Genomic DNA, 18,046 nt, shown 5'->3' with positions numbered 1-18,046 from the left:
GTCAAAGGAACGTATTAAGGTTCTTGGACATCAGCAGCGATTGCGTGATGACGATCTTGCGGCTCGCGATCTTGAAGCTGCCGTCGAGTTCGCGGAGTAGATCCTCGCGTCTGCCAAGTAGCAGGTCGTTGTCCGCCTCGCCGCGGCTGCGGTAATTGACAAAGACGGAATGGACGACATACTCGCCAGGCCGAGAACCGGGCAACGCCTCCACATTGCTGATCGCATGCACATGCCGGGTTGGCGGATCCTCCGCCCATGCCGACGGTTGCTTGAACCTTGCAATGCGGCGCTCCAGATCGAAGTGGTTGTCGTCGAAGTAAGCGGCGCGACCCGGGGCATACGCGCCAAGTTTGTCTGCGCGCCTGCGGTTCTCGATGGCAGGCATCCAATAATGGATATCCTCTGTCATGAGCGAGAGCCAGTCGTCCCATGCCTCCGTATCGAGCAGCCGTGCCTCACGGAAGAGGAACTGCTCGATGCGATGGGCAACCTCCCGATCCACCGTGCCATCCGCCGGGCCGGCGGATACGAGCGTAGGTACCGCACTCATGCGACCTCCTTTGCTGCCTGCCCATGGACAAATGCATTCTCATCAAGCCTCGCCGAGTCGCGCTTCGGCACGTCACTCCACGAGTGGGCCTGCATTAGATCGAGCCAGCGCCGATAGAACGCACGGTGGTTGGCCTCGTTGACCTGATTCCGGTAAACATTGCCGGGCAAGTCGCTGTCCTCAAGACGGCTGCCGCGACCAAGCCCCATGTACAAGTCCTGTTGCCGCGTGACGAAGCCCGCATTGGTACGCGTCGAAAACTCAAAATTTTCGCCGTCGTCCATCTCGAACACACCCGTCGGCGAGAACGTCATCATCGTCCCCTTAAGCCACTTGTCCTTGATCTCCTGCGGCGCGCTCTTGTTGACGATGGTCCATGTGTGCAGTTCGATCTTGCCCGGTCCTCGCGGATGCCAAACGCGGAAAGTGTTCTGCCCCGGCAGGAACGACAGGTTCGGAAAGACGCTGACAGACGAAATCGAACCGATCATCTTGGAGCGAAACTCGCCAAGTCGCTCTGCAACTTTCGGTTGAATGCCATACAGATATTTGCGAATTTCCTTTTCGCCCAACGTAGCCGCGTTGCCGATGATGTCGAGATTGAACTCCCAGCCGTGGCCGTTGAAGTTCACATGGTACGAGTCGGGATCCTTATAAACTTCCGCGACCGGTCCGCCCAGCATTGCGCGTGCCGCCGAGTCGTGCGTCCAGAGCGCGTGGTAGATATCGCCGATGAAATTTTCCGTCGGAATCTTCCAATTGCAGTTGATCACCGACTTGACGCAGCCGCCGACAAACTCGGTGCCCTCCCCGTCCATATCGAGGATCACATCGAGGTAATACCGGAAATCGCCAAGGTATTCGTTCAACGAGGGCGCATCCGGATCCATATTGCCGAATACCAAGCCCTTGTAGGTTGCGACCTGAGCGACGGGATGCAGGCCGTGCTCGGCACGATTCATTCCACTTTCGTCGAACAATTCCTGGCCGGCCATACCGCGCAACGCACCGTCGATGCCGAAAGCCCAGCCGTGATAGTTGCAGACAAAACTGCGTGCGTTACCAGCGTCTGTGAAGTTCAGCTTGTTGCCACGATGTGGACAGGTGTTGAGGAACGCTTTGATGGATCCGTCCTTCTGGCGAACGACGATGACGTTGTCTTCGGCCATGTAGGTCGTTAGATAATCGCCGGCCTTGGGAATCTGTGACTCATGCGCGAGAAACAGCCAACTCCGGGCAAAGATCTTCTCGAGTTCCTGCTCGTAGATGCGCTGATCCCAATAGACCCTGCGCGACAGACGCCCGGCGTCGAGATCGATCAGCCGGTCGAGGCCGGCAAGCGGCTCGCTAGCCGGATCCTTGCGCAGCCGCTCGCAGCTTCCAGTGCACTCGTGTGTCATTTCTTCGCTCCTCAGATTGCCGACGCCGCCGCGTCCGCTTCCTGTTCAAGGTCGGCGTAAATATCGTCGCCTTCCTCGATCACCTTGTAAGTCCGCAGATCCGCCGTGCATGGGAACGCCATCGCTTGCCCGGTCGGAATATGAAATTGCCCATCGTGGAGCGGGCAGGCGATCAGATCGCCGTCTACAATTTCGCCTTCCGAAAGCGAAGCGGTCGCATGCGTGCACGTATCGGACGTCGCATAGAAAACACCGTCGACGTTGTAGACCGCAAGCGGGCAGCTCGACTGCTCAGCCTTGCACACCTGTCCTGGTTGCAGCTGATTTCGTTTGATCAAGAAAATCTTGTTGCTCATCTCAGGAGTCCTTCTCGCTTCACTGCGGATGCAGCTGTACGAAACCCAGCCCGGTCACCCACTCCGGCACTGCCTCGTAGGCAATCGTTTCTCCGCGGGAGCCTTCGAGCGCTCCCATGGCACAGGCCCAATTGCGGATTTCCATTCCACCCTCACCGCCGTGCTCGAGGATGTACTCGTCCGACAACGCGCATAGCGCATTGAGATCGCCTCCCTCGGCGTACCCGATGATTTCGCGATCGAACACAGCGTTCACTCGCCCCATTTGGGCAGAGCCTACCCAATGACTTATTCCACCGCTGCCGATCACGACGACGCGCTCATCGATGGGGAAAACCTCGACGGCCCGCCTGATCTGTTCGCCCAGTTCCGCGGATCGCCGTAACGTGATGTACGGATCGACGCCGCACGCCAGATAGACCGGAATGGTTTTGACATCTACGCTCATCGTGCGCAACGGATCGACGATAAGCTGCTGAGGAATCGCCACCGAATGGTCGGCTGTGAACGCGCGCGCCACCGCCCAATCGAATCCGTTTTCACGTCCGTACGTAGCGATATGTGTCGCCAACGCTTCGTTATTGCTGAACGCAGCGCGTTTGAGTCCGGGTAGCTGATCGATGGGGCCGTCGACGTCTCCGGTCGCTATCAGGTAGCTCGGCAGACACTGCGGACCGAACAAGATGTAGTGATCGCAGCCGATGATGATTACGGTGGTCGGCTCTAGCTCTTGCAGGCGCTGCGCGCACTCCGCATAGGCCTGCCAGACCGCATCGCGCTGCTGCTTCGCCGGCGCCTCCGGCGCCACATACATGACGGGATCATGCGGAACCAGAAACGCTCCTACGATTTTTCCCATAGTTGATCTACCCCTTCAGTGCCGCTGCAAAAACCGCTTCCCCGTCCTTCACATCACGCAGGCGCGACAGATAGGCCCTCATGTCGCGATTCGGCGAGAGCTCCTGCCAAAAACCCATGGTCAACATGCTGTTCACCCCGTATCGCTGAAGGCCTTTCACGTCGAACGACAAGATCATCGCGCGCTCGGCATCAGTCAGCGGCAAGCGCTCGAGGAACTGCTCCGCGCCCTCTTTAAACCGCTGTTTAGCGCCGCGATCGATACACAGCTGATGCAGCACACGCTCCACGCTGCTGCGGCTCATGATTGCTGTCCGACGAAATCCGTGACGAGCCGGAGGAAATCGTCTCGGCGCTCCGTTTGCACCCAGTGGCCGCACTTGGCGAACTGGTACAGATCGGCGTTGGGAATGTGCTGAGCGAGTAGGGCACCGCAAGCAGGCGGCACGACTCTGTCCTCGCGCCCGTGCAGCACGAGCGTCGGCGCTTCGATGCCGGCAACGGCGGACGCGGGAAATCCCTTGACGATCGTCGGCCCGTCGTTATTCGGCCTCGGAATCAGCTTACGCAAAGCGTCTTGCGCACCAGGACGAGCGCTGGCCTCATAACGCGTCCGGACCATCTCATCGGTGATGATCGCCTGGTCATAAGGGAACAAACGCATCGTCTGCTCCATGTTCTCGAGCGACGGTTCATACGTCCATGCCGACCTCAGGCCGGGGGTCTGTTCGAATTCGCCTGCAGGGGTGCCTAGCAACACTAGCCGGTCAACGCGTTGCTTGTCGAAAAGGGCGAGACCGATGGCGAGCGCGCCGCCGAACGAGTTTCCGACGAAGGACGCCTTTTCGATACCAAGTGCGTCCATGATGCCCGTGAGATGGCGCACCCAGAGCTTGATGTCGTACTTGCTGCCTTCCTTGAACTCGGTGAAACCAAAGCCGGCGATGTCTGGCACGATCACGCGAAACTGCTCACCAAGATCGCTCATCACGCCCTTCCAGTTGGTCCAGCCCGACACACCGGGACCGGATCCATGCAGCAGGAAAAGCGGCTTGCCCTGCCCGACCTCGTGATAGTTCGTTCGATGGTCCGCCGCCTGCAGCGTCTTTCCAACGCCTGCCAAATCGCCCATTCTCGCTCTCCTCGCGTTCTCTCCATACACATACGTATGTGTATGGAATGCATCGTATGTCGTGGCAGAGATGAAGTCAATATCCCTCGCCAGTCAAATTTCCAGGTGTTAACGTGAATACACATGACCATACGGCTCTGCATGTGTCGATGAAGTAAAATATTTCTTTTGCCCTTACGGACACGCAATGTCACGATCTTCGGTACCGCGTACTTCGGACGCGTCAAGCAAACCTCAACTCACGCCGGATGACTGGATTCGTGCAGCCGCAGAAGTTCTGGTCGACAAGAGTGTCGAAGCCGTGCGTGTCGAGGTTCTGTCGAAAAATCTTGGGGTCACACGGGGCAGCTTTTATTGGCACTTCAAAGACCGCGACGATCTCTTGAGTCATTTGCTGACGTGGTGGCGCGATACCGCGACAGAGCAAATCATTGAGCGTTTTGAGAAACGCAACGTCAAGGCGCGGGAACTGCTGCGCCAACTGCTGGCATTGCCGTTTCACGGCGAAGCAGCGCAGGTTGCCGCCGCGACGGAGTTAGCGATACGGGGATGGGCAAGGCGGGACGAGATGGCCCGTCAATTTGTGGATGAGGTGGATGGGAAGCGCCTTGCTTATATTGCCCAGTGCTTTAGTGCACTCGGCTTCGATATTTCGGAAGCACGCAAGCGCGCATTCGCCCTTTACAGTTATGAGTTGGCCGAATCCCTACTTTCAAACCAGGGTACCGATAAGCAGCGGGACGAGCGGCGCGTTTTCATGGAGCGCATGCTGCTGCGCGACGAACACTAACTCTGGCCTACGAAAGCAGGACCTCGCAGCAGCGCCCGTCCTGCCTTTCAGCTGGATTTAGTAATCGTCCAGGGCCGGTACCGCGCTGCCAATCCGCAAACTTCTTGGGGTTACGCCGAACGCCTGCTTGAACGTCCGACTGAAGTGGGCTGCGTCGTTGAATCCCCATTTGTAAGCCACGTCCGTCACCGTTTTCGTACTGGCAGCCGCACATAGTTCGCGATAGCAGACTTTCAGCCGACGATCACGGATCCAACGACTGACCGTTGTCCCAGTACCTGCGAAGGTAACGTGCAATGTCCGCACGGAAATATGATGAGCAGTTGCGATTGATGCAGCGCACAATTCCGGATCGTCCAGATTTTTGTCAATGTACTGCCGAATCGCGTTCAGCAGTAAGGCCTTTGAAGATGGACGATCGGCGGTGACGGTGAGCGCCGCATCGAGCAAGTCGAAAAAGGACTGGCAGGCAATCGCCAACGCGCCGTCGGAAAGTTGGTCGAGCTCCTGGGAGATCGTCCGGAAATGCTCACCGGCAATGGCCGACAGCCCGGATCCTTGAACCGCCGGTAATGCGCCGCGCAAATGAGTGGCAGCGCTCGCAACCGCCAAGGGAACTCGCTCGCGGGGCAACAGCAGATAGAACTCGCGATGAGGCCCCTCAACGTCGAAGTCGAAACCGAGTTCACTATCCCAGATCAGCAGGTGATTGGGGGGAAGTACGACCTCGCGCCCATCTTCGTACCGGCACGCGAGCCGTCCGCTGAGGTTCATCAGAACACCCAGTAACGGTGCTCCTGACGCCGCTCGTTGGCCGGCAATCCGGCCACTTCGCAGCTCCCCGATTGTTAGCCGATCCACTTTCCGGTATCGCACCGATGCGTCAAAGCCGTCAGGCTCCGGGATCGAAAGCGTCCAATTTACATGCAGATCAGAGAGCTTGCTGCTGAATGCGTCCTGCAAGAGCTTCTGAGGCAACCCGTGGGTCGACCAGGTAACAGCTGCCATCGGGTCCCTTTCCATTGGCGAGTTGGCAAATACGACTACCACCGATCGTGTGGATCAGGAAGGCCGCCGTCAAGTGCGCAGAAACCCCAATTCGCGCACGCGATGCGCAAACCGACAAGTCGCATGCACGCATGTGCAAGCGCCGGATGCCAGTCACCCAGTACAGTCGGCCATCACTAACAGGAACCAAACTATTAAATAGGAGGAGATGATGAGCGATCTGCGTCCTGTCGTCATCTATGGCGCCAGCGGTTATACCGGACGGTTGGTGGCCGAGTACCTGCGCGAATACAACATCCCGTTCGTCGCCGCAGGTCGAAACAAGTCGAAGCTACAGGAAGTCATGGCTTCAGTGCCCGGAATCGAAACTGCCGATTACGAAATCGCCGAAGTCGACGGTTCTGTCGAGTCGCTGGTAGCGCTTTTCAAAGGCAGAAAGGTCGTCTGCAATATGGTTGGCCCTTTTTTGCGATATGCGCCCCCAGTCCTCGAAGCCGCGCTGCGCGCCGGATGCCACTATCTCGACACTGCCGGAGAGCAGCAACACCATCTTCAGTTGCTTGACGAATGGGGCCCCAAATTCGCAGCCGCCGGACTGGTCGTATCGACTGCTGTGTCCATGCAGTATGCGGTTCACGACATTGCTGCCCGCATAGTTCTGGAAACACCGGGAATCGACACTCTCGAGCTTGGGGAGTACGTCAGCGCAGTTCCGACAGTGGGCTCGAGCCAGTCGATGTTCGATGTGATTCGCACAGATTCTTACTACCTCCAGGACAACGTCCTTAAAAAGTACGATGGCATCGTCCAGCAGGACATGGTCGTGCCTGGTACCGCGTATGTTGTCCCGGGCCTTCAGTGGGGTGGCACGGCACTCCCCGTGTTCTTCCGGGATGACCGCAGGGTGCGCAACTGTCGCATGTTCGTCGCGATGCGTAATGACAAGGGCGATATTCCCCAGCGGGTTCGTGCAGCGGAGCGCATGTTCAAGGTCATGTTCCAATGGTTGCCTGAAGAGAAACTGCACCCGGTGCTAGACCGGATCGCAGCCAGCATGACGCCCAATACGCCGCCTCGTGAAAACCGGCAGGTGCACCGATCCGTTGACTGGTGTATTGGCCGCGGGAACAACATCACCGCACGCGCAGTTATTCACGGCACTTCCGGCTATCAAATCACTGGTGTTTTGCAGGCTTATGCGGCCATGCGATTGCTCGGAAACACCTACAGCGGTGTGGGCTTCCGATCGCCGGCGCAGTTCCTGGGACATCGCGAACTGATGGGGGCTCTGGAGGCGTTTGGCCTTGCACGCGTGACCGAGGAGACAGTGGCATGACCGCGGTGCCCGTTTGGATCGCTGGCGTAGGCATGACCTCGTTCGGGGTTAGGCAAGACGCGTCGGTCAAGGATCTCACGAGGACGGCGGTGCTTGAGGCCATCTGTGACGCCGGAGGCGATCTGAGCGCCATTGACGCAGCGTACTTTGGCAATACGTGCCAGGACGTCCTCGAAGGCCAGGTGGTAGTGGCCGGCCAGATGGCGCTGCGATCCATGGGCTTCGAACGCATCCCGATCGTGAACGTCGAGAATGCGTGCGCGACGGGGGCGACAGCCTTGCATCAGGCGATCATGCATGTGCGCTCTGGGGCAGCAGACGTCGTGCTGGCAGTCGGAGCCGAAAAACTGAGTATTGGCGACAAGAGCAAAGCACTTGGAGTCTTCGACGGCGGTGTCGACGTCAATGACAGGCAAGGTGTGCGAGCCGTTCTCGAGGAGTTGGGGGGCGTGATTCCAGACGATGGGCAACCTCACAGCCTGTTTATGGATATCTACGCTGCGCTAACCAGAGCACACATGAATGCGTTCGGAACCACGCAGCGACAGCTTGCCGTCATCTCCTCGAAGAATCACGCGCATGCTGTCCATAACCCTCTCGCACACTTTCGCAAGGAAATGTCAGTGGAGGACATCCTGGCGGCACGGCCGGTGTCGGGGCCGCTCACAGTCCCGATGTGCGCCCCACTAACAGATGGAGCGTCCGCAGTCGTCGTTTGCAATGCAGCCGGCCTGCGACGTCTCGGCAGCGCGCAGCCGATAAGGGTACTTGCAAACGTTCTGCAGAGTGGGACCGTGCGTCCGCTCTCGGCCTGGGATCGATCAGTCACCCGCCTCGCTGCTCGGAGCGCCTATGAACAGGCGGGAGTCGGACCCGAGGACATTTCCGTGGCGGAGGTCCATGACGCATCTTCATTTGGTGAGCTTCTGCAATCCGAATTGCTTGGATTCTGCGAGATCGGCGCCGGCGGGCCGTTCGCGGAATCTGGTGCGACGAAGCTCGGCGGCAGCTTGCCGATCAATCCGTCCGGTGGCCTCGAATCCAAAGGTCACCCAATGGGGGCCTCTGGCCTCGCCCAGATTTATGAGCTTGTGCACCAGCTTCGCGGTAACTGCGGAGCACGTCAGGTTCCCCGCGCCCGTATAGCCCTCGCGGAGAACGGCGGCGGGCTGTACGCAGGTGAAGAGGCTGCCGCCGCAATCACCATTCTCGGCTCCTGAATCGTCCGCATATCTTCTCGGAGGAGACAATGACCTACCAGACACTTAACATCCGGCGCGATGGCCGGACTCTTTTCGTTGATTTCAACAATCCCCCGCTGAACCTGATCAATGCTCAGATGATCGGCGAACTGTTCGACCTTGCGGGATCGCTCGCGTTTGACCGTGAGACCGCAGTCGTAGTCTTCGGCAGCGCGAATCCGGAGTTCTTCGTTGCGCATTTTGACCTGAACGACCTCCTCCGGCTCTCTAGCGACCCGACAGCGCCCCGGAGCCGTTATGACGACATTAACGTGCTTCAAGCGCTCTCGACTGTATGGCAGACCCTGCCGCAGGTCACCATTGGCGTGGTCGATGGAATCTGCCGCGGCGCGGGGCTCGAATTCATACTCGCCTTCGATATGCGCTTCGCGACGCCAGGAAGCAGGTTCTGTCTGCCAGAGGCCAGTGGCGGCATCTTGCCTGCAGGCGGCGGTACCACACGTCTTGCGATGTTGATCGGGCCTGCCCGTGCTCGTGAAGTGATCTTGTCGGCACGCGATTTCAGCGGCGACGAAGCGGCAACCTACGGTTTCGTGAACCGGACGCTGCCGCGCGAGAATCTCCATACATACGTTAGCACGCTTGCCCACGGTGTCGCGAAGCGACCGCCAAGCTCGATTGCCGCTGTGGACGAGGTCATCAAAAGCGTTTTTGGCTGGGCCGTCGACGCACAATTCGCCGGCTTCGCCAGTGAGAACGCGGCGTTCATGAAGCTTGTAGACGAGCCCCCTGTCCGGGAGGGACTGGAAAAGATGGCGCAAATGCAGGACGTCGAGCATGAGCGTGACCTCCCAGCGCTTCTCGCCGCCGCCGAGTAGCCGAAACGACCGTTACAAACAGGAGACGCCGAAATGACACAACAGGTCGAACACGCTGCGCTGACTTCAGTGCGGCCAGATCTGCCGTACGTCGAACTCACGGGATTCGAAGTCCTCAGCGAGGAAGAACGCAACATCCAGCAAGCGATGCACAAGTTTGCACGAGATGTAATGCGGCCTACGGCGATTGCCATCGACAAGCTGAGCGCCGAGGATGCGATTGCACCGAGCTCTCCGTACTGGGACTTTATCAAGACCGCAGCTTCAGCCGGGATCAGTTTCGACACCGACGCTGATGATGTGCCGCCCCAAGCACTGGCCCGGCTACAGGCCATCGTAATCGAAGAATTCGGGTGGGGTGACGTGGGACTAACGGTATCGCTCGCCGCAGCCGCGTTCCCGAACATGATCGCCAAGCGGGCCGCCAACCAGGAACTCATCGATCTGACTGCAAACAAGCTCGGATGCTGGATCGCGACCCAGCCAGATCGCGGTTCCGACGGCACAATGCTCTACCCAGGCGAACGGCACGCTACAGCACCGCAGGGCAACAAAGGCAATCTCACAGCGAAGGTCAGCGGTGGCGACATCGTGATCAATGGACAGAGTTCTGCCTGGGTCTCAAACGGTTCTGTAGCGCAGGTTGCAATCTTGACGATCGTGGCCGACTACGGTAACGGGTTCTTCGACGAAGAAGGGCATCCGCACGGTATCGAGGTCATTGTTCCTTTGGACCTTCCAGGCGTGAGCCGCGGCAAGCCGCTTGAAAAGCTCGGCCAGCGGGCGTTACCGCAAGGCGAGATCTACTTCGACAACGTCAAGGTGCCCCTGCGCTACGCAGTGTCCTCACGGGAGCAATATTGGCGCGGTCATGCAAATACGTGGTCAACAGCCGGCGTTGGCATGGGCCAGATGGCAACCGGCATGGCGAGGGCGGCGTTCGAACTGGCGCTCGCTTATGTGCACGAGCGGCGCCAGGGTGGTGCACTTCTCAGCGACCATCAAATGGTCCAGTACCGGCTCGGTGCCATGGCGCGGAAAGTCGAGACCATTCGCGCGGTGGCCAGGCGTGCCACTGAATACACCCTACTCTCGCCGGCTAAACATCCGTACTTTACCGGCGCGTCGAAGGTTACGTGTACCGACCTCGCGTTCGAAGTCGTAGACGAGGCCCTGCAGCTGTTCGGCGGTTATGGATTGACCCGTGAATACCCGCTAGAGAAGCTCTTCCGGGACGCCAGGGCTGCTCGGATCGAGGACGGCGAGAATCATCTTCTAAACATGAAGTTTGGCTACCTGAATTCCCTGCTCTACCGCAGCAATCGAATCGGGTTGTGAACTAGGAACTTGTATGGCTATCACAGATTTCTTCGACCGCGGGTGGCGGGCCAACCCCGAGAAGATCGCCTTCATCGCTGGCGATCGCACCTTCACGTATAGGCACATCGGCGAGCTGTCCTGCCGCGTCGGCAATGCCCTACTCGGCCGCGGTATCGAGCGCGATGCCAAGGGCGCAGTGCTGGCAAGTAACGACCCTGAGGCGTGGGGTTGTGTGCTCGGACTGTGGCGCGCGGGGCTCGCCTGGGTCCCGGTCAATCCGGCGAATCCGCCAGAGGAGACGCAGCGGCTGTTGGACGGCTTTGACTGCGAAGTGCTGTTCTGTCACGAGCAGTTCCTGCCGCTCGTGCATGGAATTCGAGCTGACCTGAAAAAGCTGCATACCGTGATCTCGCTGGGCAACAACGCCGAAGCTGCATCTGCGGCGGGCGCTATTACGCTCGAATCGTTCCTTGCAAACGCGCCAGCCTCGCTTCCGGACTTTGTCCCGGAACAGGGCTCCCTCGCCGGCGTGATGCCGACCGGGGGAACGACGGGGGCACCGAAAGGTGCGATGAATACTCACCGAAGCTTGTCCGTCAGCGCACTGCACCAGATGTTTGCGGCGCCATACTCTTCGGACGAGCCGATCGTGAATCTTGTCGCCGCTCCGATGACACACGCCGCCGGCACGCTTACCCTGCCATGTACCGCGCGCGCAGGGACGATCGTGGTGATGAATCGAATGGACCTGCATCACCTCCTTGACCTGATCGAGAAACACCGTGTTACGGAACTCTATCTGCCGCCCACGGTAATTTATCGACTTCTCGAAATTCCCGGGATCGAAAAACGCGACTTCTCATCGCTGAAATACTTCATCTACGGCGCAGCTCCGATGTCAACGGAAAAGTTGCGCCGCGCGATCGAAGTGTTCGGACCTGTAATGTTTCAGGGATATGGTCAAGCCGAAGCTCCCTCCGCGATTGCATTCATGCGCCCCGAAGACCACTTCCGCAACGGTGAAATTGCCGACGACGCGCGGCTCTCGGCGGCCGGGCGACCTGCTCCGCTCGTGCGGGTCGAGATCCTCGACGATAATGGAAAAATTCTTCCCACCGGCCAGGCAGGCGAGATCTGCGTTCGTGGCGACCTGCTGATGGCGGGTTACTACAGAGCCCCGGACAAGACTGCTGAAACAATCATTGATGGCTGGCTGCACACCGGCGACATCGGCTATCTCGACTCAGAAGGCTTCCTTCATATTACCGACCGCAAGAAGGACATGATCATCAGCGGCGGGTTCAACGTCTACCCGAGCGAGGTCGAGCAGGTCATCTGGACCCACCCGGCGGTGCAGGACTGCGCTGTGATCGGCATTCCGCACGCCGACTGGGGCGAAGCAGTCACGGCTGTGATCGAACTGAACCAGGGCGAACAAGCGACCGAGGACGAGATCATTGCCTATTGTCGCCCTAAGCTCGGTGGAATCAAAACCCCCAAGCGCGTCGTGTTCGTCGATGCCCTTCCCCGAAGCCCCAACGGCAAGGTCCTAAAAAAGGATGTGCGCGCGCCTTTCTGGCGGGACGAGCAGCGCAAAATCTGACAAGCACACGGGGACGTAGAAGTTCGGCCGGTCGGCATACTCCCACCGGTCTTTTCAAACTCAATAACGATTGCATTGGTTCGCATAACGAAATAAACAATGGAGGCCTAGCCTACCTTTCGTTAGCGATGGCAGAGAGGAGACATTGAATGGACAAGAACCGTCCTTTGGTTACACCGACAGACGTCGGGTGGATGCCAAACTGCGTCAAAGTGTTGTGTCGTGCTACAGCAATGCGTGGCAATGCGGAGGTGCACGGCCATGTTCAGTAATCTCGTCGTGGCCATCACTGGTGCGGGGTCGGGCATTGGCCGCGCGCTGGCTATCGAACTCGCTCGCAGGGGCGCTCGTCTCGCACTGTCAGATGTGAGCGAGCAGAGTCTAGCGAAAACCGTCGAGCTATTGCCGGTCGCCACCTCGTCACGCTCCTACTTACTCGACGTATCAAGTCGCGATGCAATGTTTCGGCATGCTGACGAAGTAGCCAGTGACTTCGGGCAGGTCGACTTTGTGATCAACAACGCCGGAACATCCGTGCTGGCCTCAGTCGAACACGCCACGATAGAGGAGTTCGAGAAGGTAATCGGAATCAACCTGTGGGGTGTGATCTACGGCACCAAAGCCTTCTTGCCAAAAATGCTGGCCCGGCGCCAAGGCTGCATCGTAAATATATCGAGTGTTTTCGGGCTAGTGGCAACACCCTGCTCGGCTGCATACACAATCTCCAAGTTCGGCGTTCGAGGACTAACAGAAACACTGTGGCAGGAATTGGAGGGCACCGGCGTGCGAGCCGTACTCGTGCACCCGGGTGGCATCAACACCAACATCAGCAACGTTCCGAAAGCCGACCACGAGACGGATTTTGAGCGTCGTCTACTGGATGCCAACAAACGCCAGATGACGACAACACCCGAGCAGTGTGCACGCGAGATTGTGGCGGGACTGCTACGCGGCGACAAACGGCTGTTGGTTGGCAATGGCGCGCGCTCCCTGCATTGGATTGCTCGTTTATTTCCCGACAGCTATGGCGCACTCGTGCGCAGAAAGTTGGGGGTTTAACCCGGCCCGACCCGGCGTGACGTCGCGGCAACGTCCTGGTCAACGGCCCGCAAGTCGCCACGCCAACCCGTTCTAGCACGAGCGCGTCGCAGAGCACTGCGGCGGCCTTACTGTCCCACGGTTCCGCGAAGGTCGCCCCTCCCAATATGGCCTCGCTGAACTGTCGGAAGCTGTAGTTCGACCACAACGTATAGAAAAAAACGACAACGGAGACACTTATGTGGAAGTGGAAGTACGCGACAACGGCATGCCTGTCAGGCTTGACGCTGATTGCTGGATCTGTCGACAGCGCTCACGCACAGGCGGCTGGCGACAACGTCGTCAGTCTTGGCTGGGCGCATGTGGCGCCACAAACCGGTAGCGGTCCGCTGACGGTAACAAGCGTGGGCGGAACGCCTGTCAATATGCCGATTCCGGGTTCAGGGGCTGGTGCCCGAAGCGCAGACTTACCCGCCTTCATCTTCGAACACTACATTACCAATCAAATTGGCGTTGCGTTTTTGGGTGGCTGGCCCGGTCGAATGCAGCTAGAGGGGCGTGGCGTGATGGATAGCTATGGCGTTCTGGGCGATACGCGGACGTGGGCTCCCGAGGTGGTATTGCGTTACCACTTTGGTCAGCCCGACAGTCGATTCCGGCCCTTCGTCGGCGTCGGCGTCAATTACACGTGGTTCACTGACACGCGTGTCACGAACTCCGATTTTGTCGAGCAATCCTTCGGTCCCGGTGGAACTGCGACTGCACATGCCTCCAGTTCATGGAATCCGGTGGTACAGGCTGGCCTTGACTATCAGATCTCCAAGCGCTGGTCTGTGGACATGCTGGTTGCATATATCCCTACCGACACCAATGTGACGCTGACAGGGAAAACGGCAGGCGGAACAGAGATTGTCAGTCATGCGAAAGTCAGGCTTCATCCAATCGTGACTTTCCTCGGTATCTCGTACAAGTTTTAACGGTCGAAGGTGCTGCCTAAGCTCCGAAGGTATTCGGACGGAGCTTGACTGCATCATCTTTAGCTCCGGGTTCGATAGAACTGAATCAACGGCGAACGATTCCAAAGGGTAAAGCAACAACGGTTCGGTAATAAAAGTGTTATAAATTTCGTCCCATTACGCCATCAACTACATGGCGTTCTTTTTGAGCCAAATTCATTCATATGAGGGGAGATAACATGCGAATGGCGGGCAAAACGGTGCTGGTCACAGGTGGAAATAGTGGAATTGGATTCGCTGCGGCCAAACGGCTATCGGAAGAAGGCGCTACTGTGGTTATCACCGGACGCAACGAAGCTACACTTTCTGAAAGCAAGGCGGCACTTGGCGAGTCGGCTTTTGCCTTTCGCTTGGACGCTACTGACTTCGTCGGCCTGGAATCCGGGCTCGCATCCATCGTGAGAGACGTAGGCAATTTCGACGCTGTGTTTCTGAATGCTGGCGACGCAAGCTTGACGCCAGTGGGCGGCACGACTGTAGAACAGTTCGATCACTTGATCGCGACGAACCTGAAAAGTCCCTTCTTCTACATTCAAGCGCTCCTACCCCACCTACGAAACAATGCTTCCATAGTACTGAATAGTTCGATCGGCAATGCGATCGGAATGCCGGGGATGGCAGCCTATGCTGCCAGCAAGGCTGGACTGGTCGGGATGGCCAGATGCATCGCCTCAGAGCTGTCTGGAAGAGCGATCCGCGTAAATGTCGTCTCTCCCGGCAATATTCGAACTCCGTTCTGGCGAACTGTAGCAGACGCCGCGCTCATTCCAGCCGTCCATGAGTTCGCGACGCGATCCGTCCCTCTGGGCCGCCTGGGTGAGGCGGAAGAGGTCGCAGAGGTCGTGCTCTTTCTCTGCTCTAGTGAGTCATCGTATGTGCAAGCTACCGAACTCTATGTTGACGGTGGGGTCACTGGCGCGATGATGGGGGCTCCCGCCTATCGCCAGGGTTAGCGTATCTGYATGCGGTCGATAAACGACGCCCTTCCATGGAGTGGCTGAAGGTCTGAACCTAAGTGTCCGCGTGGACACATGCACTCAGACCTCTATGACCGCAAATCGAGACCTCCGCAGCAGACTGGTTGTTGGCCAGAAACGGGATGGCCGGCGCGAATTTGACGAGAACGCCATACGCGAACTGGTCGCGCTATGCCTGAGGCCCGGCGTGTCGATCGCGCGGGCCGCCATGGATCATGACGTCAATCCAAACCAGTTACGCCGCTGGATCGCGCGCTATCAGCCGCAGATGCAGCACGGTTGTCCAGCGTCAGACTCAATGGTGATCGACGGTGTCTCAATCGATGTTCCTGCTCCGGCGCTCAATAGCCCCGGCAATGTAAGTGCCTTACCCGCTTTTGTACCCGTCGTATCTGGCCCGGTATCGTCGTTGACGCAGTGTGATCCGGTGCCGTCGATGGTGCTCGCGCTGCAAGTTCGGTTACCCAACGGTGTTGAACTCGACTTCGGTGAGGCGAGTGTCGAAGAGATCGCAACGATCATCCAGATGCTCGGGAGGATGCCGTGTTCCGGTTCGACGAAAATCTGAAGGTCTATCTGCACCGTGATCCAGTAGACTTCCGCTACGGCATGAACAGCCTGTCCATTCTCGTCGAACAGGTCATGCAACTAAACCCGATGGACTCCTCTCTTTACATCTTTGGCAACCGGCGTCACGACCGCATCAAGATACTCTTCTGGGATGGTAGCGGCTTCTGGCTTATGACAAAACGTCTCGAGGCAAGCCGTTTCATGTGGCCCAACAACAAGGCCGAAGTTGTAACGATGACGACCAGCGTGTTGCACGCGCTGCTGGACGGCGATGACATCACTACGGTCCGTCGGCATCCGAAGCAGGAATATCTGCGTGTGAGCTGAACAGTTGGTAGCCATGCTGGTCTAATCAGGCATGCCGGACAACGTGACGATCACCGCCGAGGAACTGAAAGCCTTACTCGCCGAACGCGATGCTGCTCGTGCATTGCGCGAGGAACAGGAGGCGTTACGCGGAGCCCTGAGGCTCGTGACGGCCGAACGCGATCTTGCCGAGGAGCGCCTGCGGGCCTACCGTCACGAGTTGTTCGGCGCGAAGAGCGAAGCGCGGAATTCAGATCAGCTTGGCTTGTTCAACGAAGCGGAAGTGCTCGGCTCAGGTAACACGCCCGCCCTGGAGGAAACTCCAGAATCGACGGTCGCGGCACATACGCGCAAGAAGCGCGGTCATCGTAAGCCGCTCGATCCCAACCTGCCGCGCGACATTGTGCGGCACGAACTTCCCGAAGACGAACGCTTCTGTGCAAACGACGGTTACGCGCTCGTCGAGTTCGGCGTGGAGATCAGCGAGCAGCTGCACGTAATACCCGAGCAGCTTCGTGTGATCCAGCACCAGCGCGTCAAGTATGCATGCCCGTGCTGCGAACTTGGTATCAAGGTGACGCCAGCGCCACCGCGCATCATACCTCGCGGGCTGCTGAGCGAATCAGCACTCGCGTGGATTGCCACAGGAAAATATCAGTTTGGTATGCCAATCTATCGTCAGGCTGGTCTACTGCGTCGTTTCGGCGGCGATATCTCGTCGAATACGCTCGCCGCGAGCATGGTCCGTGTCGGCCTCGCGACGCAGCCCGTGATCAACCTGATGCGCGACGCGTTGCTTGATGCCGATCTGCTCTACTGCGATGAAACGACGCTCCAGGTATTAAAAGAGAAGGGACGCAGACCACAAACCAAAAGTTATATCTGGGCACAGATGACCGGCACAGGGATCCCCATCCGCTGTTTCAGCTATACGCCGGGACGTGGAACTAGGCTGGCCGACAAGCTATTCGCCGGTATCCGCAAGGGCGCAGTTCTTATGACGGACGGTTACGAGCCCTACAACGACATCGCGCAGCGCTACCAACTCGAGCACCTCGGATGCTGGGTGCACCTGAGACGGTACTTCGTTAAAGCCGAAGAAAGTGTACCGAAAGCGGCGCGCACACCAGATCTGCTCGCGACGCGCTTCATCAAGCTGATTGGCAAGCTGTTCGCCGCGGAGGCACGCAGCGAAAAATGGGAGGCCGATCGACGACAGCGTCTGCGACGACGATACAGCGCTCGGGTACTCGACGCCATTCACGCGCTCGCACTCGAGCAGTCTCGGAATGTCGTACCAAAAAGCCTGCTCGGTAAGGGGCTGACCTATCTGCGAGAACAGTGGCCGAAGTTGATCCGCTACATCGAGAACGGCAGTTGGCCAGTTAGCAATAACGCGTGCGAGAACTCAATTCGCCCCTTCTGTGTAGGGAGGCGCTCGTGGTTGTTTGCGGACACCGTGAACGGCGCAAACGCGAGTGCGAATCTCTACTCACTGGTCGAGACGTGTCGGGCGAACCGTATCGATCCATACCGCTACCTCACCTGGCTGTTCCAGCGCCTACCACTGGCGACAACAATTGACGATTACGACGCACTGCTTCCTTGGAAGCTGCCGGTCGATCTGCGCTGATCCACGTTCCTGACTCACCTCACGTTCTTCGTCATGCGACTCTGTGTGGCGTCGATGATGGATCGCATAC

At 58.4% G+C, this 18,046-nt stretch carries 19 protein-coding genes; 12 read left to right on the top strand and 7 right to left on the bottom strand.

Annotation, left to right across the window (positions count from 1 at the left end):
* Position 1: 1 nt before the first annotated feature.
* Genes E1N52_RS31835 through E1N52_RS31810 form a run of 6 tightly spaced genes read right to left on the bottom strand, consistent with a single transcriptional unit; the run spans position 2 to position 4,299 of the window.
* Complete coding sequence (locus tag E1N52_RS31835; protein ID WP_133187372.1) at positions 2–553, bottom strand: 3-phenylpropionate/cinnamic acid dioxygenase subunit beta; 552 nt, start codon at positions 551–553, stop codon at positions 2–4.
* Entirely contained in the window at positions 550–1,953 is a 1,404-nt protein-coding gene (locus E1N52_RS31830; RefSeq protein WP_133187370.1) for an aromatic ring-hydroxylating dioxygenase subunit alpha, read from the bottom strand. Before E1N52_RS31830 ends, E1N52_RS31835 begins: the two co-directional genes overlap by 4 nt.
* An 11-nt stretch (positions 1,954–1,964) precedes the next feature.
* Positions 1,965–2,309, bottom strand: a complete 345-nt coding sequence (locus tag E1N52_RS31825; RefSeq protein WP_133187368.1) for a non-heme iron oxygenase ferredoxin subunit — start codon at positions 2,307–2,309, stop codon at positions 1,965–1,967.
* 19 nt (positions 2,310–2,328) lie between these two features.
* Positions 2,329–3,168: a DODA-type extradiol aromatic ring-opening family dioxygenase gene (locus E1N52_RS31820; protein WP_133187366.1), complete on the bottom strand. Its 840-nt coding sequence runs from the start codon at positions 3,166–3,168 to the stop codon at positions 2,329–2,331.
* Between the two features lie 7 nt (positions 3,169–3,175).
* Complete coding sequence (locus tag E1N52_RS31815; RefSeq protein ID WP_133187364.1) at positions 3,176–3,472, bottom strand: extradiol ring-cleavage dioxygenase; 297 nt, start codon at positions 3,470–3,472, stop codon at positions 3,176–3,178.
* Positions 3,469–4,299 (bottom strand): alpha/beta fold hydrolase, encoded by an 831-nt coding sequence (locus E1N52_RS31810; protein WP_205965695.1) that lies wholly within the window; start codon positions 4,297–4,299, stop codon positions 3,469–3,471. The genes E1N52_RS31815 and E1N52_RS31810 overlap by 4 nt, the downstream gene beginning before the upstream one ends.
* 187 nt (positions 4,300–4,486) lie before the next feature.
* Here E1N52_RS31810 and E1N52_RS31805 point away from each other — a divergent pair, with 187 nt between their 5' ends.
* Positions 4,487–5,089, top strand: a complete 603-nt coding sequence (locus E1N52_RS31805) for a TetR/AcrR family transcriptional regulator (RefSeq protein ID WP_133187362.1) — start codon at positions 4,487–4,489, stop codon at positions 5,087–5,089.
* 57 nt (positions 5,090–5,146) lie between these two features.
* Here E1N52_RS31805 and E1N52_RS31800 read toward each other — a convergent pair whose 3' ends face one another.
* Positions 5,147–6,097, bottom strand: coding sequence for a helix-turn-helix domain-containing protein (locus E1N52_RS31800; RefSeq protein WP_205965694.1), 951 nt, complete (start codon positions 6,095–6,097; stop codon positions 5,147–5,149).
* A gap of 211 nt (positions 6,098–6,308) precedes the next feature.
* Here E1N52_RS31800 and E1N52_RS31795 point away from each other — a divergent pair, with 211 nt between their 5' ends.
* From E1N52_RS31795 to tnpC, 11 genes are all read left to right on the top strand, one after another.
* Entirely contained in the window at positions 6,309–7,433 is a 1,125-nt protein-coding gene (locus E1N52_RS31795) for a saccharopine dehydrogenase family protein (RefSeq protein WP_133187358.1), read from the top strand.
* Positions 7,430–8,653, top strand: a complete 1,224-nt coding sequence (locus E1N52_RS31790) for a thiolase family protein (protein ID WP_133187356.1) — start codon at positions 7,430–7,432, stop codon at positions 8,651–8,653. The genes E1N52_RS31795 and E1N52_RS31790 overlap by 4 nt, the downstream gene beginning before the upstream one ends.
* A gap of 29 nt (positions 8,654–8,682) precedes the next feature.
* Positions 8,683–9,513 carry an enoyl-CoA hydratase/isomerase family protein gene (locus E1N52_RS31785; protein ID WP_133187354.1) on the top strand — a complete coding sequence of 277 codons (831 nt, stop codon included), beginning with the start codon at positions 8,683–8,685 and terminating at the stop codon, positions 9,511–9,513.
* A 33-nt stretch (positions 9,514–9,546) separates the two neighbouring features.
* The gene (locus E1N52_RS31780) at positions 9,547–10,851 is read left to right on the top strand and encodes an acyl-CoA dehydrogenase family protein (protein ID WP_133187352.1); all 1,305 of its coding nucleotides are present in this window, start codon (positions 9,547–9,549) and stop codon (positions 10,849–10,851) included.
* A 13-nt stretch (positions 10,852–10,864) separates the two neighbouring features.
* The gene (locus tag E1N52_RS31775) at positions 10,865–12,436 is read left to right on the top strand and encodes an AMP-binding protein (RefSeq protein ID WP_133187350.1); all 1,572 of its coding nucleotides are present in this window, start codon (positions 10,865–10,867) and stop codon (positions 12,434–12,436) included.
* 261 nt (positions 12,437–12,697) lie between these two features.
* Positions 12,698–13,495 carry an SDR family NAD(P)-dependent oxidoreductase gene (locus tag E1N52_RS31770; protein ID WP_133187348.1) on the top strand — a complete coding sequence of 266 codons (798 nt, stop codon included), beginning with the start codon at positions 12,698–12,700 and terminating at the stop codon, positions 13,493–13,495.
* A gap of 218 nt (positions 13,496–13,713) precedes the next feature.
* Positions 13,714–14,451 carry an OmpW/AlkL family protein gene (locus E1N52_RS31765; protein WP_133187346.1) on the top strand — a complete coding sequence of 246 codons (738 nt, stop codon included), beginning with the start codon at positions 13,714–13,716 and terminating at the stop codon, positions 14,449–14,451.
* 224 nt (positions 14,452–14,675) lie between these two features.
* The gene (locus E1N52_RS31760; RefSeq protein ID WP_205965693.1) at positions 14,676–15,443 is read left to right on the top strand and encodes an SDR family oxidoreductase; all 768 of its coding nucleotides are present in this window, start codon (positions 14,676–14,678) and stop codon (positions 15,441–15,443) included.
* A gap of 94 nt (positions 15,444–15,537) precedes the next feature.
* Complete coding sequence (locus E1N52_RS31755; RefSeq protein ID WP_133187342.1) at positions 15,538–16,035, top strand: transposase; 498 nt, start codon at positions 15,538–15,540, stop codon at positions 16,033–16,035.
* The gene (gene tnpB / locus E1N52_RS31750; RefSeq protein WP_133187340.1) at positions 16,011–16,364 is read left to right on the top strand and encodes an IS66 family insertion sequence element accessory protein TnpB; all 354 of its coding nucleotides are present in this window, start codon (positions 16,011–16,013) and stop codon (positions 16,362–16,364) included. The genes E1N52_RS31755 and tnpB overlap by 25 nt, the downstream gene beginning before the upstream one ends.
* A gap of 31 nt (positions 16,365–16,395) precedes the next feature.
* Positions 16,396–17,976, top strand: a complete 1,581-nt coding sequence (gene tnpC, locus E1N52_RS31745; protein WP_133187338.1) for an IS66 family transposase — start codon at positions 16,396–16,398, stop codon at positions 17,974–17,976.
* Positions 17,977–18,046: the final 70 nt, after the last annotated feature.

This window comes from Paraburkholderia guartelaensis (assembly GCF_004353905.1).
Taxonomy (GTDB): Bacteria; Pseudomonadota; Gammaproteobacteria; order Burkholderiales; family Burkholderiaceae; genus Paraburkholderia; species Paraburkholderia guartelaensis.
Note: the sequence above shows the minus strand (reverse complement) of the source record. Positions and strands in the feature narration are given on the sequence as shown.